Source organism: Seonamhaeicola aphaedonensis, assembly GCF_003386195.1.
Lineage (GTDB): Bacteria > Bacteroidota > Bacteroidia > Flavobacteriales > Flavobacteriaceae > Seonamhaeicola > Seonamhaeicola aphaedonensis.
The window spans coordinates 171,524-187,560 of record NZ_QRDX01000003.1 but is presented as its reverse complement, the minus strand read 5'-3'; the positions used below and the strand labels follow the sequence as shown (position 1 = coordinate 187,560).

Below are 16,037 nucleotides of genomic sequence, written 5' to 3'. Positions count from 1 at the left end.
AAATAGTATCATTTCAAAAATTGAAACGCTAATAGAGCCACAATATATGCAAAAGTAGACATTATTGTTAGTTGTAAAATAGGCCACTTCCAACTATTGGTTTCACGTTTTACAATAGCTAAAGTACTCATACATTGCATAGCGAACGCATAAAATAATAACAGTGATATACCTGACGCAAAGGTAAAAAGCGGTCCTCCCAAAATAGGATTTACCTCTGCTGCCATTCGGTTTTTAATAGTTGCTTCATCATCATTTCCAACACTATAAATGGTTGCCAGTGTGCCTACAAAAACTTCTCGTGCTGCAAATGAACTAATAATGGCAATACCTATCTTCCAGTCATAACCCAATGGTCTTATAACAGGTTCAATAGCTCTTCCTGTAATGCCAATAAAGGAATTTTCTAATTTATAAGATGCTATTTTTTGCTGTAAATCATTATCACTTAAATTATCAGTAGCAAATTTTGTTCTAATAATATCTTCAGCATTATTAAAGTTTTCACCAGGGCCGTAAGATGCTAAAAACCATAATATGATTGATATAGCTAAAATTATTTTACCGGCTCCAAAAACAAAAGATTTTGTTTTTTCAACAACAGTTAAAGCAACATTTTTTAACAGTGGTAATTTGTAGTTGGGCATTTCAATTACAAAAAATGTCCTACTTTTAATTTTGAGAATTTTGTTTAAAATGTATGCTGAAAATACTGCTGTAGCAAAGCCAATAAGGTAAAGAAGCATTAAAGTCAATGCTTGATAGCTTAACCCTAAGAAGCGTCCTTTAGGGATTACTAATGAAATAATAATTAAGTAAACCGGTAACCTAGCAGAGCACGTAGTAAAAGGCGTAACTAAAATGGTAATTAAACGCTCTTTCCAGTTTTCTATATTGCGTGTTGCCATAACAGCAGGAATAGCACAAGCAGTACCAGAAATTAAGGGCACAATACTTTTTCCGCTCAATCCAAAACGACGCATCACCCTATCCATTAAAAACACCACGCGACTCATATAACCACTTTCTTCCAGTACTGAAATGAATAGGAATAAAAAGGCAATTTGTGGAATGAAGATGACAATACCTCCTAGACCGGGAATAATACCCTCTGCAATTAAGTTGGTAAATGCCCCTTTGGGTAGTATGTTTTTTGTCCACTCACTTAAGGAAGCAAAAATGCCATCAATAAAGTCCATGGGTACTTCAGACCAATCATAAATAGCTTGAAATATCAACAGTAATATAATACCAAAAATAAGATAGCCCCAAACCTTATGAGTGATTATTCGGTCTAATTTAATGCGTAAATCTTTAGCTTGAGACAAGTCTATAGTCTGCCCTTTTTTTAAAACGTTATTTATAAACTGATATCGTTTAATAGTTTCTTTTTGCTGTAATCTTTTTAAATCAGTTTTACTTTTCGTTTTAAAATCATTAACAGCATTAATTTCCTTTCTATCAGTTTTTCCAAAGTTAACATCTTGTGTGATTACCAACCATAATTTATAAAGTAATTGGTTTGGGAATGCCTTTTTTAAACTATCAAAGTAGCTTAGGTCTATGGTTGTAGTATCTAAGCAAGGTTGCGTAGAAATTTCTTTATAATTTGAGATAAGCTCCTTCAAATTGTCGATGCCTTCTTTTTTACGTGTGCTTGTTAAGGCTATTTTAGTTTTTAAATGTGTTTCTAAATATGCAATATCTAATGAAATCCCTTTTCTAGACATCCTATCGGCCATGTTAATTACCAATATGGTTGGTATTTCTAAGTCTTTTATTTGAGTAAAAAGTAGTAGGTTCCGTTTTAAGTTTTCAACGTCTGTAACTACAACGGCTATATCTGGAAAATCTTTATCGTTCTTGTTTAACAGCAATTCAATAACTACATTCTCATCAAGAGACGATGCATTTAAGCTATAGGTGCCGGGTAAGTCAATAATGTGGGCTTTTACACCACGAGGTAACTTGCAAATACCTTCCTTTTTTTCAACAGTAATCCCTGGATAGTTGCCTACTTTTTGATTTAAACCGGTAAGCGCATTGAAAACCGAAGTTTTACCTGTGTTAGGGTTGCCTATTAGAGCTACATTTATTTGTTTACTCATTGGCTACTTTTTCAATTAAAATATGAATAGCGGTTTCCTTTCTTATAGCTAAATGCGATCCATTTATATTTAAATACATAGGATCTGAAAAAGGAGCTACTTGAACAAGCTCTACAGAATTACCTGGAAGGCACCCCATTTCAAGAAGTTTTAACGGAATGAGGTTAGAGGAAACATCCATGATTACTGCGCGTTCACCCTTTTTTAAATGTGCTAAAGTATCGTGCAAGCTTATTTAGATTGATTTTAAAGAAGCAAAAGTAGTGTAAAAGTTTTTAAGTAAAAAAGTTTCAAGTTCAAAGTTTTGAGTTTAATAATAAATAGGCTACTAATTAGTAGTAAACACCTTGATATTTATTGATTGTACTCTTCTTTTAATATGGTAATATCGTCAAGCAAGCGTTTTATTTCCTCAGTATTGGTGCCATCATAAAACCCTCTAATTTGGCGTTTTTTATCAATGAGCATAAAATTTTCGGTATGTATTATATCAAAAGGGCCACCATCGCCATTGTCTTTTACTGCCAAATAGCTTTTTCTCGCTAACGCATAAATTTGCTTTTTGTCACCTGTTACCAAATTCCATTTTTTGTCGTTTACCCCTTTTTTGATGGCATACTTTTTTAGCTGTGCTACGGTGTCAATTTCAGGAGTTACGGAATGAGATAGTAGCATAACCTCGTCATCATTTAAAATTTCCTTTTGAATAAGCGTCATATTTTTAGTCATAATAGGGCAAATGGTAGGACAGGTTGTAAAAAAGAAATCAGCTACATAAATTTTGTTTTCATAGTCTTTTTGGGTAATTGTTTTTCCGTTTTGATTGATTAAGGAGAAATCGGCTATTTTATGATATTTTTTTTTGTATTGAAGCGTACTATCTACCAACTCTGTACTAACCATAGACGGTTGATATACTGGAAGCGGCTGATATACATTTAAGGTGTTATAAATAATGCCAATTATAATAATTGAAATAACAACAAAAACAATAGCAAATAACTTGTAATCTTTAAAAAATGACAACATGAAAAATTAGGCGAAAATTTTAGCAAAAATACAACGAAATTAGAATATCTACAGATGCTTATACCCTTAAATTAGTGTTAAATAGCCGTACAAAGAATAAATGTCTTTTTATACTTGTTTTAAAAGTTTACTTTTGTGCGGTTATCAAAAATTTTGATTGAAAATTTATGGAGTTTGTTATAAAAATATCTCAGTTTTTATTGAGTCTTTCACTACTAATTGTATTACATGAGCTTGGGCACTTTGTACCCGCCAAAGCCTTTAAAACTAGAGTAGAAAAGTTTTATTTGTTTTTTGATGTTAAGTTTTCACTATTTAAAAAGAAGATAGGCGAGACTGTTTACGGTATTGGTTGGTTGCCTTTAGGTGGTTACGTGAAAATTTCGGGGATGATAGATGAAAGTATGGATACCGAGCAAATGGCTAAAGAGCCGCAACCTTGGGAGTTTCGTTCTAAACCTGCATGGCAGCGTTTAATTATTATGCTTGGTGGTGTTACTGTTAATTTTGTTTTGGCCTACATCATATACGTAATGATTTCATTCGTATACGGTGATACCGATTTTTCAAGTGAAAGTTTAAAAGATGGTTACTGGATAGACAACCCCTTGTTAAACGAATTGGGCTTTGAAACAGGAGATAAAATTATTGCTATTGATGATGTAACTGTTCATAGCCACTCTGATGTAGTAAAAAAGATTATTAGTGGTGAAAAGTACATGGTAGAAAAAAATGGTGTTACAGAAACCATAGAAATGCCTGTTGACTTTTTGGGACAGTTATCTTCAAAAAAAATTAAAGGTAGTTTATTTAAACTAAGGATACCTTTTATGGTAAATAATGTTATTGACACCTTACATAACGCTGGCGTAGATTTAGAAAAAGGCGATATTTTGTTAACAGTTAACGATGATGAGGTTAGATACTTTGACCAATTATCCTCTACACTGGAGAAGTATAAAAACCAAACCGTTTCCTCTGTATTTCTAAGAGGTTCAGATAAGATTACGAGAGAATTAAAAGTTGATGCCAATGGTAAATTTGGAATAGCACCTGCCAGCCACCCTGAGCGTTTTGATGAACTTGGTTATTTTGAGATAACCAGAAAAGAGTACACCTTTTTGGAGAGTTTTGGTGGTGGTTTAAATAAGTTCATTGAACAAATTGCGAGTTATTGGGAGCAATTAGGGAAAATATTTTCTCCTGAAACAGGAGCTTACAAAGGCGTGGGTGGTTTTAAGGCTATTTTTGATATTTTTCCAGACCAATGGATTTGGCAAGATTTCTGGAATTTAACAGCCTTTTTATCTATTATGTTAGCTATTTTAAACTTATTACCAATACCAGCTTTAGACGGGGGCCATGTTATGTTCTTACTTTATGAAATGGTATCTGGAAGAAAACCAGGAGATAAGTTTATGGAGTATGCTCAATTGGTTGGTTTTTTTATCCTTATTGCTTTGGTTTTATTTGCCAATGGTAACGACATTTATAAAGCCATTTTCAATTAAAAATTTTTAAAAATTACATTGCAGTAATTAAAAATATATATATATTTGCGCTCGCAAAAGCGAAAGATAACCTTCCTCAGTAGCTCAGTTGGTTAGAGCATCTGACTGTTAATCAGAGGGTCGTTGGTTCGAGCCCAACCTGAGGAGCAAGTAATAAACCCTAACATAGATTTGTTAGGGTTTTTCATTTATCATGGATAAGTTTTATCCAACCATTTATCCAGCAAATGGATTTTAACTTAATCTATTTGCTCTTAACTGATCGAGTAGTTCTTGCTTATTATAGTAAATTCTATTTCCGAATCCATAAGATTTTAATTTTCCCTTTACTCGCCAATTATGAATTGTTGAAATATCAACTTTAAATAGGGCAGCAGTCTCATGTCTGGTTAAATAAACATCAGCTTCACTTTCGCTAAGTTGCTTTAAATAATCTTCAATTTTAATTAAAAGTTTGTCAGCTACTTTCTCTGCTAATTCATCAAAAGTTATTTCGTTGATTTGAATGGTTTTTGTTATCATAATTAATGGTTTTTAAGTTATTTAAATCGTTCGTCCTAAAATCATGTATGAGAGATTGTTATTTTTTGAGCGTTTTCATGATAGTTAAAACAGTATATTTCATGAAGATCCTAAAAACATCCCCTACTGTAGGAATGGTTTACTGTATTTAAGCCTAAATTTACCTGTTTTAGACAGTAAAGTTGTGTCTGAAAATTAGCTAATCGAGAGGGATAATAAAAGGTTCTTTTAACTCGAAAACGATAATTTGCGTTTGCACTCTGACTTTTTCTTTGTTACTGTTATTTGAATAAACCTAATATACTTTGAAGGTTCTAAAACCCTGTTTCTATAACCGATTAATACCGGTTTATGAAAAGCATTGAGTTTTTCAATCCTTTCAGAGAACATTTCAAAGACTAATTCCAAACGATAGTTTAAAGGGATGTCTGAATGCTCATCTGGTACAAATTCAACCAATCTAAAGGGGTTTTTAGAATACTTGGGGCTATTTAGTGTACTCTTGAATTCGGTACCTATAAACGTTTTATTTCTCCCTAAGCCTTTGTAACTCTTCTTTCTTATTCTATAGAGTAAAAGTGGGGAAATGGACACCTTTAGTCTTATCCAATGGGCATACTTTCTATCCTCCTTTATTTTGAGGACACCTGTTTTCTTAACAAGATCTACAGATTCCAACAAGTAGAGAACTTGTGTTTCATTATTTGTTTCCATAATAATTTGAATTAACATGAATTATTTAAATCTCGACCTCAACCAAGGAGCGTAAACTAAAGAATAGCCTAGGCCTGCAATGGTTAATGAAGCCGTAATGGTCACTCCTAATGTTAAAGTGGAGTATATAGTCAATAGAAAAATTAAGATGTCTATTAATCTATTGCTCTTAATGATGCAATGCCTTATATAAGTACTGTTTTCAGAGATTGCTATTAATCCAGCTAAGGTTGCAATACCAAAGAATACATAGGTAGCAATAGCAGCACTTAGTAACATGCCAAACCACGACAGACCTATAAATAATAAAGCTCCTTTAGTATATGATATTGGTTTTACCTTAGGAGCCTTCTTAAATTTTAGCCTTGATTTCTTTTTGGATTTCTTCTCTTTAGAAGGAGCCTTCATTAGTTCCTTTAATTCTTCTTTAAATAGTATCATAGTTATGAGGTTTGAAATTGATTATATTCTGATTTTGCATTGTCCTTAATCTCTTTTATGCGACAATAGAATTGACTGGCTTTTTGTTTTGCCTTTTCGGGTGTCTTTAGAAGATATTGTTGCGTTTCCAGTGTTTTATCTTTTCTGGCTTTCATGATTTCTTCTACAGTTTTATCGAAGACATTAAGTTGGTCAATGAGTTTAGCTTCACCGTAGCAAATGAGGTCTGCCATGGATTGAAACCCTAAATGGAATACACCGGCCGTGATGTTTATACCGATAACTGTTGCTGCTTTGATTTTTACTTTTTGATTTGCTTTCATTTTGTTGTTGCCTGTTTCCAGGTCTTTATTAGAATTAGTATTTGATTTTTGTGATGAAACTTCTGTTGTTTCAGTAATAAGTTCTGTTTCAGGAGTTTTATTTAGATATTTATTACATACCTCAACGACTTTATTGAAGTGTATTTTTTCTAAGCTTCCCAATGAAATTTTGAATTTTGGATATCTTGTTTTTAACTCTTGGTAGATATCCTTTAGACATTTGTTTTTCCAGAGTTGGAACATTTGATTGTTTTCAACGGCTACATAGCCTTTGTTGGACAGTACAATTACGATGTGTCCATCTTGATTTGTTTCCATAATGAATTGCCTGTTTCCAGGGCTTTTTTGATTAATTTTTAAAGACTCTCTTTTGAAGTTTATATATATGATGCCCCCTACCCCAAAAATGAACTATGGGGCGGGGGTTATATAGTATGTGCTATGAGAAAGCGTAATTAAGAATAATTGAAGAACAAGGTCGTTAACTAATTAAGGCTTTAAGTAATCCTGTTAATGGCATAAAATTTGTATCAAATATCTTACAGCTATTAATTTAACAAACAACTCTTCATGAAAACAAGACTCCCCCTTATTCTTGTGTTATTGATAATGACATTTGGATACACTCAAAACATTCCAACGGTTAAAGTAAAAGACAAACCATTGGGTCTAACCTCTCTGGATATAAAAGTGGATGTAGTAGGAAACATTGCTACTACAACTTATGATATGCTATTTTATAATCCTACCAAAAATGTATTGGAGGGAGAGCTTTCTTTTCCATTAGGTGAAGGACATGATGTATCTCGGTTCGCTTTAGATGTTAATGGTAAACTTAGAGAGGCTGTTGTTGTTGATAAAGAGTTAGGGAGAATTGCTTTTGAACAAGTTGTTAGACGTCGTGTAGATCCAGCTTTATTGGAAAAAGGAACTGGAAATAATTATAAGGCACGAATTTATCCTATTCCTGCTACTGGTCATAAAAGAGTGGTATTGGCATATGAACAGGAATTAGTATATAGAAAGGGAGATCATTTTTATAATTTACCATTAGGCTTCAAAAATGTATTGGAACATTTCAGTTTGGAGATAACAGTATTCGATCAGAAATCCAAACCTATTATTGCTGAAGGTCAAATTTCTGGTCTTGAATTTTCTACATGGAATAAGAACTATAGTACCAAGGTGATTAAAAAGAATTTTAAGGCTAATAAGAATATTTTGATCAAAATTCCAGTTCCAATAAATTCCGAAAAAACACTTACATATGATAACTATTTCTATATCTATAAAACACTAAACCCTAAAAAGAGATTGAGAGCTAAACCAAAGGATATTGCCCTGTTTTGGGATGCTTCGCTCTCGATGAAGGATAGGGATATTAAAAAGGAAACAGAGGTACTAGATAATTATTTTAAGCACTTGAATAATGTTACGGTTCATTATGTGTCCTTTAGTAATGTGGTTATCCATGATGAACAATTTGAAATTGTAAATGGAGCATGGGATGATCTTAGAAAAGTAATAATAGAAACTATCTATGATGGAGGAACGAATTATGATATTATCTATAATCGTAAAAACAATGTAGATTCTAAACTTTTGTTTTCAGAAGGAATCACATCGTTAAGCACTACTTCTTTAGATTTAAGTAAACCATTATTTATTGTTAATAGCCTTACTAAATCCAATCATTCGGCTTTAAATCATTTAGCGGAATCTTCTAATGGAGCTTATCTTAATTTGAATACTAAATCCAATGAGGATGTTATGGCTTCTTTGAAATATGAGAATTATAAGTTTTTAGGATATGAAAGTCAATCAAAAAATTTAGAAGTATATCCAAAAGCACCTGTAAGTGTAACTAATGATTTCTCTATTTCGGGCAAATATTTAAAAAATAATGAAACCATTAGGTTGAATTTTGGATATGGCAACCAAGTTCAGGAAAGCATAGCAATAAGTATTGATAAATCAAATAATCAAAGTGATCAAGTTAGGCGTATTTGGGCTCAAAAGAAATTGGACCATCTTGAAATAGATTCTAAGGCAAACAAGAATCAAATAAAAAAACATGGGGTACTATATGATTTGGTTTCAGATTATACTTCTCTTATAGTTTTAGAGAATGTCATGGATTATATTACCTATAGAATAACACCGCCTGATGAACTAAAGGATGAGTATAATGCTTTGTTGGCTAGAATTGAATCAGAGAAAAGTAAGCGCTACGAATCAGCGCATCAGGGTTTTTTGGAATCCCCACTAATGCTTAATGCTGGGGATGAAACACAATTTGAGATGGATTCTGAAATAGTTGAGGTTGAGGAAATGGAAGTTGTAGGTAATGTTCATCAATTTGGAATACTTGCTTCTGAAGTTTCAGATGAAGTAGTTGAAACGGAGGATAGGGCATATATTCCATCAAATAATATTACCAGATATGAAGAACAAATTCCTTTTGTGACAATTGAAAAATCACCAGTATTTCCAGGATGTCAGGGTAACAATGAAGCCTTGAAAAAGTGTCTTTCTGAAAATGTTAGTAATCATGTTAGAGATAAATTCAATTTAGAACTTGCCAATGATTTGGGGCTTTCAGGTCGGCAGCGAGTAAGTGTTTTATTTGATATTACTGCAGAAGGCGAAATAGGCGATATTCGGGTAAGATCTCCACACCCGGATATAACCGATGAAATTATGAGAGTGATTAGATTACTTCCAAAGATGAAACCAGGTGAGCAACGAGGGAAACCTGTGGACGTCCGTTATTCACTACCTATAATGTTTGAGTTAAAAGGAGAAAGAGGAAGTATAGCAATAGATACCAGTATTGTTGTTTCCGTAATAGATTATAAGAAATATTCTGGAAAGTTGGAGGTGCGTGATCGAAAGGTTAAAGCAGAATATATTTCGCAATTAAAACATGCTAATAATAAAGATGAAGCCTATCTTTTATATTTAAAACAGCGAAACAATTATTTAGATGTCCCTGCATATTATATCGATGTGTCAAATTATTTTCAAAATCGATTTAAAGATCATAAATATTCATCGATAATAGCTTCTAATATTGCTGAAACTGACTTTGATAATTATGAGCTTTTAAAAGTATATGGATATCATTTACAAGAAAACAAGTATGATGGTTTAGCCTTATTCATTTTTAAACGCATTTTAGATTTAAGACCTGAAGATTCCCAATCATACAGAGATTTAGCTTTGGCTTATGAGGCCGTTGGTAAGTGTCAAAGAGCATTAGATTTATATAATGATATTATTACCGGAAAGATATATGAGAATGCTTATAGACGTATTTTTAAAGGGGTGGCATTAATAGCTGAAAATGAAATAAAACACCTCATCAAAAAATATAGAAACGATTTAGATTTGAGTAGAGTGGATAAGCGATTGTTAGATGAAGTGGTGTATGATGTAAGGGTTGTTGTAGATTGGAATCACAATGATACGGACATAGACTTACATGTTATAGACCCTAATCTTGAAGAGTGTTTTTATAAGCATACTTCCACTAATATTGGGGGACATATTTCACCAGATATGACCCAAGGATTTGGTCCAGAGGAGTTCACATTGATTAATGCCATAAAAGGGGATTATTATATTAAAATCAAATATTACGGGGACAGGTATCAAAAAGAGGAGAACCCTACTTTCATGAAAGTTACCATGTATAAAAATTATGGAACTAAAAATGAGGAAAAGAAAATTACAATAATTCGTCTCACTAAAAAGGATAATGAGGAAATGATTGCTAAATTGAGTATATAATGAAGTTTCCAAAAATAATTTTATTAGTCTTAATAGTTTTAGGCTTTCTTGCCTATAACAATATAGACCATAACAAAAATGACAATATACTTTTTCATGAAGTAAACTGGAAAGAACAAGATTTGAAGTTCTATTGGAAAAATGATTTGGGTGAAAATTTCAAGAATTTTAAACATCTAAAGGATTGGTTGGTGTCAAAGAATAAAACTTTAGTTTTCGCAATGAATGGAGGGATGTATGATAAGAATCTATCCCCACAAGGGTTATATATTGAAGAAGGCCTAACATTGTCTGAAATCGATACAATGAAAAATGGCTATGGTAATTTTTATTTACAACCCAATGGTATATTTTACATTACTAACCAAAACAAAGGTGTCGTATGTAAAACCGAAGATTTTAGAAATGATAATATTAAATATGCCACACAATCAGGACCGTTACTACTGATAGAAGGAAAAATTCACCCTAAATTTAGGCAAGGTTCAAAAAACCTAAATATTAGAAATGGGGTTGGGGTTCTACCCAACGGTAAACTTCTTTTTGCAATGTCTAAAACAAAGATTAATTTCTATGACTTTGCAACTTTCTTCAAACAAATGGGGTGTAAGAATGCTCTTTATTTAGATGGATTTGTATCAAAAACCTATTTGCCTTCAAAAAACTGGCAGCAATTAGATGGAAACTTTGGGGTAATCATAGGGGAGACTAAATAAAAGGTTTTAGCTTTTTATACTATTCAAATAGATCCACAGAAAAACAAAACTTATATATACCCACAATATTGAAAACAATACATGAACAACTGTTTCAAACACTTTGCCTTTCCATAATTTAGACGAGTACCCAAAAAACTGAATGAACAACCTCAACGTCCAAAATACCCCAAGGCCTAAAGCTATTTTATTGCCCAATTCGGTTTTTATCAAATCATCTGTAGATGTCAGGCACAAAACACCCATGAGCAAGACCGTTACAGCAATGAATAGCGTATGGATATAGGTCATTTGCCGATTCATCAGGCTTAACGAATTAAGTTCTTCTTTCCATTTAAAATACTTTGGAAAAATAATATGGATCAAAGAAAGAACTATTAAAAGCGAACCAATTATTTTTAAATGTATTTGCATATTAAAAGAGGAGATTTAAGTTAAAGTTTGCATTTAATAATAGACATAAATGAGGTAAACTTGGTTTCTTCAAATGAAGAGAAACCTGCACTTTTAAACGCACGCCTCCATGTGTTTAAAGAGAAAAAGTGGGTAAAGCCAATCGAGAATGCCAAGAAGTTTGGAAAATCCCTTAAATGCTCTACCATGATAACTTTTCCATCGGGTTTACAAACGCGATTACATTCCTTTAAAAATTGAATTTTTTCTTCATGATTCCTTATTTCATGTACAGCAGATAACAGAAAAATAACATCAACACTTTTGTTACCAAGAGGAATTAAATTTGTAGTTATTTGCTCCGTGTTAGGATATATCAGGCTTACCTTTCTAGCTCTTATAATTGCAGCCTCGGTATGCTGTTTGGCATTGTAAAAGTCATATACTTTTAAATTAGAAAGGGGAAACTTGTCTTTTATGATAAAGCTTGTTTCATCAAAACCGGCATTTATATTTATAAATTGGTTTTCATTTGAATCGGCAATGTCAAGGTTTTTTAACCACAGAAAATTATAATATCCTGAAAAATCATACACATATGCAGAAACTATTAAGGGCATTATAAGCCCGTAGAGAAACGCTAAAATAATTGTCCAAAATAATACATCTGGCCAATCAAAAAACAACTTACTGCTAATGATTAAAGCTAAAACCCCTAATCCAGAATAGTAAAAGTGCCTGTTAAAGCTCAAAATATTTAAAACTCCTTGGAATTTTCTTCGTTTCATTTTAACTGTTCAATATTGCCTTTTTTCCAATAGTATGGAATGTCTTTGATTATAAACGCATTTGCCAAAGTAGCATTTTCGAGACTTAAATCTTTTAAAAATGAAATATCATAACCTATGACCTTGATTGGCTTTGGTTTCCAATTTTGTCTTACACCTTCAATGATTAAGATCTCCTTGTTTTCTTCATTATATGTAAACGTAAAAGGTAACGGACCTGCAAACCGTCTAGCTTCTTTCCAATCTTTAAAAGGGGAGCCTAAAGGCAATGTAATATCTTCGTCAACTTCTTCTAATTGAATACAGAAATTAGAAAGTGTAGATGCAATGGTCTGTATATTGTCATTTTTGGTTTGCAAAATGTCTGTTGTGGTATAATTATAATGAGTAAATATATTACCAAAAAATTCCATTTTCTTTTTATCGGTTTCGGATTTAAGAATATATAAGCCTCTCAACCTCTTTCCCTTATTATTGGTATATCTCACAAACACACGATAGCCAATTAGGAAAAAATCATTACCAGTAAATTCAGGAAAACCTTTGGGGCGTAAAGCTTTGGTTTGTACCATGGCCATAGCTACAAATGCCCATTTATCATTAAAGGCATCCAACTCCAAACATTCCGGAATAAGATGTTCGAGTTGTTTTTTAGGAACGGCAAATGTCAATACAATAGAGCTTTTAAAAAAAGCTTCGACGGCAAAGGGATGGTTCTTTAAGGTGTTGAACATATCAGTTTTGTTGGTTTAATTTCTTGCCCAAAACAAATTCATTATAGTAAATCAATATAACAAAAAGCATTGCAAATAGGATATTAGCTTTACCCCATAGCAGTAATTCAGGAACCAGCAGAAATTCAAGAATATTCATGGTCATGACAATTACAATCTGTGTGATTGCATTTAGTTTTGTTTTAATACGACCTATAATCCAAATTGCCATACCAATTTCCAATATGCCAATTATAAATATTAATTCCCCTGAATACTGATGACTTAAAATTCTACCTACAACTTGTTCATGTCTCGGAACAAGGTTTAAGACTTTACAGAAAAGTCCATTTGCGAGCCAAACCAAGGCAATAAGGTAATTGAACATTTTATGGGCTCTGCTCTTGGATATCATTTCAACTGTAAATGTATATGGTCGTCATGTCTAACTGCCCGGCAACCATGAAAACGTATTTTGTTATTTGTTAAATTCAGCCTCGTTTTAAGGTGGGGTTCAATGAATAATTTCCCAATTTCAGGTTGCTTTACAATGAGGTTTATCAAATTGCGTGTTCCTCTCTCCGAAAATTTAATGTCTTTATTAATTCTGCCAAAAGTTAAATACTTTGGGAAATCGTATTGCCAATTTCCTTTACTCTGGCAAACAGATACTTGATCATATTCGCTTGGTTTTGGATCTTCATAGACTCCGTAACCACTTGTGGAAGGCTTCTTATTGGTCAACTTTCCGTTTGGGTTTTCATAGATTAAGGAAATGTCAATTTTCTTTCCATCATTATGGCTTAAATGTGGCAATAAAGGAAATTGGTCAATAAAGGGGAAGTTGGCATCCAAATAGACTATCTTAATACCTGCGTTTTGCTTTTCAAAACCCTTTGCAATTTCTTCAATGGCATTGTTTAATTCTGACTTTACATAATTTCTATTAGCTAGTTTAAAAAAGAATGAATGTGCCTGAACAAATTCAGTTTCTTTTATTCTTTCACGCCCAAAGATTGGAGCAACAAATGGTACGATTAAAAACGTTACAAGTAAATACAGAAAAACAAAAACACAAATTCCCTTTAATCGTCTCTGATTTACAGACTTTTTAATAAGGAGTAATGCAATCAAATAAACTAACCCACCTATTTGGGTCAAAACCGTAAGTATTAAAATGATTACTATATGGAGAAGGTTCTTCAATGTCTAATAACAATTTATTTAACCCTTATGTCCGTTACTTTATTATCTCCATAATACAAAGCTAAATTTGGAATAGGTGCGTCCTTTATGATTGCAAAAAAGAATAAAGCCTTAAACTTTTTAAACTTATGGGGCTTAAAATATATTTTAGATAACAATGGGTCCTTGTCCGTCCAAAAATTGAATGTAGGTTCTATATTAGTATAGCCTTCAATATTATAATCCAAAAACGAATCTTTAACTTCAGGTTTATAAGAGGCTCCTAATGAATAATGACCTACTAATCCTTTCTTTTTTATATCTGATTTTAAAAGTTTTCCATAAACCATATAACCAGCAACTGGTTGATAAGATACATCTGTAGGGCGATATCGTAATTTATTTATTGTATCTACTAACGAAAACTTATTTATATCAATCCGTTGCTTATTTAATGATTTAATCTTGCATTTTACGCTTATCTTTTGAACCCCTTCACCTCTAATTTTAGTTGAAGAATTTAAATTTAACTTGTTCGAGACTTGTTCCGTCTCAAAATATTCAATACTGATTATTCCATCATTAAAGGTTTCTTGGCTAAAAAGAGCTATTGGAAAATGGATTGCCAAAGCAATTAGAATGATGAAATATTTTTTCATTGAGAAATTATTTATTTAATAGCTTATTAATCTTTGGTTGAACTATCCATATACCGACAAAGTAAAACCAAAACAAGAAAAACTCTCCGGCAAAGTCACCAAAATTCACCTCCCTTTGAAGTTGGACTGTTTTATATGTCTTGGCTGTAAAATAGAGACAATAAAAAATGCAAAACATAGAAAATAAATGAAGCGGAACAATAAGTATCATGGCAATTAATGCTCCAGAAATAGTTGCCTTACTTGCACTATCATTATATTGAACACCTATATATGATAGCCCCATAAAAACAACGAGTAGTGCTATATATATAACAGGAATCCAAAAGAGAATCTTGAATTTTTTCACTTTCATTTTGACATCGGTAGGGATATATTCTTGCAGACCAATTGAAATAGACCAAAACCAACCAAAATGAAAAAAAACATATAATAACATTATAACGGGAAATAGCCCAAAAAAAGAAATGGGGAACCCTGATTGGTTATTTTCGCCAGAATGAACTTCCAAAGCCATCAGCACAATGGTTATTATTTGAGCAATAATTGGAAAGCCAATCATAAGAAGAAAAAGCTTCCAATGCTTCACCTTCAAAAACCAATTAATCAATTTACTTTGTTTCATCTGCGATATAATAACATATTAGTTTGTTCTTATTTTTTACCGCTACTAAACCTAAGCCCTTTTTATAATATCTGGTATCTTGTGCACCATTTGAATAGTTCATTTCCACAACCAAAAGATCAGTCAATTTACCTTTTGGTGTTTTAAGTTTGGCCTCAACCTCAACTATGGTTCCATTCCCAATAGTTTCTCCAACAACTGGTCTTATACCAAAAAAGGGCATATGTGTTTTTTTTACTGTATTATAAAAATAGATGGTGTCATTCGAGTTTCTTAGATAAATATCTATAGTGTTTTTAGGAGGAAATATTTGAGCAATGTGATTATAAATTTCTCCACCTAAAGTCACAGTATCTTTTATAACTTCTCTATATTTATCTTTATACCATGTAAGTGTCTTGCTCTGACCTTTGATTAAAGGATAAAAACTTCCCTGTTCACTATTTTGGGATGCCATTCTTATTGTGGTAAATGTTACTAGTATTATTAAAAATCTAATTTTCATTTTTTTCAAAAAA

At 32.3% G+C, this 16,037-nt stretch carries 17 protein-coding genes and 1 tRNA gene; 4 read left to right on the top strand and 14 right to left on the bottom strand.

The annotated features are described in order from the left end of the window. Window positions 1-8: 8 nt before the first annotated feature. The 3 genes from feoB to DFQ02_RS06565 form a co-directional block, all read right to left on the bottom strand. Window positions 9-2,108, bottom strand: a complete 2,100-nt coding sequence (feoB, locus tag DFQ02_RS06575) for a ferrous iron transport protein B (protein ID WP_116040205.1) — start codon at window positions 2,106-2,108, stop codon at window positions 9-11. Then, window positions 2,101-2,337 (bottom strand): FeoA family protein, encoded by a 237-nt coding sequence (locus DFQ02_RS06570; protein WP_116040204.1) that lies wholly within the window; start codon window positions 2,335-2,337, stop codon window positions 2,101-2,103. The genes feoB and DFQ02_RS06570 overlap by 8 nt, the downstream gene beginning before the upstream one ends. Window positions 2,338-2,462: 125 nt before the next feature. Continuing rightward, a complete protein-coding gene (locus DFQ02_RS06565) occupies window positions 2,463-3,137 on the bottom strand; it encodes an SCO family protein (protein WP_116040203.1) in 675 nt (224 codons plus the stop codon). A gap of 167 nt (window positions 3,138-3,304) precedes the next feature. On the opposite strand from DFQ02_RS06565, the gene rseP reads away from it, so the two are divergent. Next, window positions 3,305-4,648, top strand: a complete 1,344-nt coding sequence (rseP, locus tag DFQ02_RS06560) for an RIP metalloprotease RseP (RefSeq protein ID WP_116040202.1) — start codon at window positions 3,305-3,307, stop codon at window positions 4,646-4,648. Window positions 4,649-4,721: 73 nt separating this feature from the next. Beyond that, a tRNA-Asn gene (locus DFQ02_RS06555) sits at window positions 4,722-4,795 on the top strand. 87 nt (window positions 4,796-4,882) lie between these two features. Here the strand turns inward: DFQ02_RS06555 and DFQ02_RS06550 are convergent. From DFQ02_RS06550 to DFQ02_RS06535, 4 genes are all read right to left on the bottom strand, one after another. Continuing rightward, the gene (locus DFQ02_RS06550) at window positions 4,883-5,170 is read right to left on the bottom strand and encodes a helix-turn-helix domain-containing protein (RefSeq protein WP_116040201.1); all 288 of its coding nucleotides are present in this window, start codon (window positions 5,168-5,170) and stop codon (window positions 4,883-4,885) included. 228 nt (window positions 5,171-5,398) lie between these two features. Further along, the gene (locus DFQ02_RS06545) at window positions 5,399-5,884 is read right to left on the bottom strand and encodes a hypothetical protein (protein ID WP_147297739.1); all 486 of its coding nucleotides are present in this window, start codon (window positions 5,882-5,884) and stop codon (window positions 5,399-5,401) included. A gap of 21 nt (window positions 5,885-5,905) precedes the next feature. Further along, window positions 5,906-6,325: a hypothetical protein gene (locus tag DFQ02_RS06540; RefSeq protein ID WP_116040199.1), complete on the bottom strand. Its 420-nt coding sequence runs from the start codon at window positions 6,323-6,325 to the stop codon at window positions 5,906-5,908. Window positions 6,326-6,327: 2 nt separating this feature from the next. Then, window positions 6,328-6,966, bottom strand: a complete 639-nt coding sequence (locus DFQ02_RS06535; protein ID WP_116040198.1) for a hypothetical protein — start codon at window positions 6,964-6,966, stop codon at window positions 6,328-6,330. A gap of 252 nt (window positions 6,967-7,218) precedes the next feature. Here DFQ02_RS06535 and DFQ02_RS06530 point away from each other — a divergent pair, with 252 nt between their 5' ends. Then, window positions 7,219-10,440, top strand: a complete 3,222-nt coding sequence (locus DFQ02_RS06530; RefSeq protein WP_116040197.1) for a VIT domain-containing protein — start codon at window positions 7,219-7,221, stop codon at window positions 10,438-10,440. After that, complete coding sequence (locus DFQ02_RS06525) at window positions 10,440-11,156, top strand: phosphodiester glycosidase family protein (protein WP_116040196.1); 717 nt, start codon at window positions 10,440-10,442, stop codon at window positions 11,154-11,156. Before DFQ02_RS06530 ends, DFQ02_RS06525 begins: the two co-directional genes overlap by 1 nt. A gap of 434 nt (window positions 11,157-11,590) precedes the next feature. Here DFQ02_RS06525 and DFQ02_RS06515 read toward each other — a convergent pair whose 3' ends face one another. Genes DFQ02_RS06515 through DFQ02_RS06485 form a run of 7 tightly spaced genes read right to left on the bottom strand, consistent with a single transcriptional unit; the run spans window position 11,591 to window position 16,024 of the window. Continuing rightward, entirely contained in the window at window positions 11,591-12,337 is a 747-nt protein-coding gene (locus DFQ02_RS06515; RefSeq protein ID WP_116040194.1) for a class I SAM-dependent methyltransferase, read from the bottom strand. After that, a complete protein-coding gene (locus DFQ02_RS06510) occupies window positions 12,334-13,071 on the bottom strand; it encodes a DUF2071 domain-containing protein (protein WP_116040193.1) in 738 nt (245 codons plus the stop codon). Before DFQ02_RS06510 ends, DFQ02_RS06515 begins: the two co-directional genes overlap by 4 nt. 1 nt (window position 13,072) lies before the next feature. Then, window positions 13,073-13,465, bottom strand: coding sequence for a DoxX-like family protein (locus DFQ02_RS06505; RefSeq protein ID WP_116040192.1), 393 nt, complete (start codon window positions 13,463-13,465; stop codon window positions 13,073-13,075). Further along, window positions 13,462-14,256 (bottom strand): hypothetical protein, encoded by a 795-nt coding sequence (locus DFQ02_RS06500; RefSeq protein WP_116040191.1) that lies wholly within the window; start codon window positions 14,254-14,256, stop codon window positions 13,462-13,464. Before DFQ02_RS06500 ends, DFQ02_RS06505 begins: the two co-directional genes overlap by 4 nt. A 14-nt stretch (window positions 14,257-14,270) precedes the next feature. Further along, window positions 14,271-14,894 carry a hypothetical protein gene (locus DFQ02_RS06495; RefSeq protein ID WP_116040190.1) on the bottom strand — a complete coding sequence of 208 codons (624 nt, stop codon included), beginning with the start codon at window positions 14,892-14,894 and terminating at the stop codon, window positions 14,271-14,273. A gap of 7 nt (window positions 14,895-14,901) precedes the next feature. Then, the gene (locus DFQ02_RS06490) at window positions 14,902-15,519 is read right to left on the bottom strand and encodes a hypothetical protein (protein WP_116040189.1); all 618 of its coding nucleotides are present in this window, start codon (window positions 15,517-15,519) and stop codon (window positions 14,902-14,904) included. Further along, window positions 15,506-16,024 carry a hypothetical protein gene (locus DFQ02_RS06485; RefSeq protein ID WP_116040188.1) on the bottom strand — a complete coding sequence of 173 codons (519 nt, stop codon included), beginning with the start codon at window positions 16,022-16,024 and terminating at the stop codon, window positions 15,506-15,508. Before DFQ02_RS06485 ends, DFQ02_RS06490 begins: the two co-directional genes overlap by 14 nt. Window positions 16,025-16,037 lie beyond the last annotated feature (13 nt).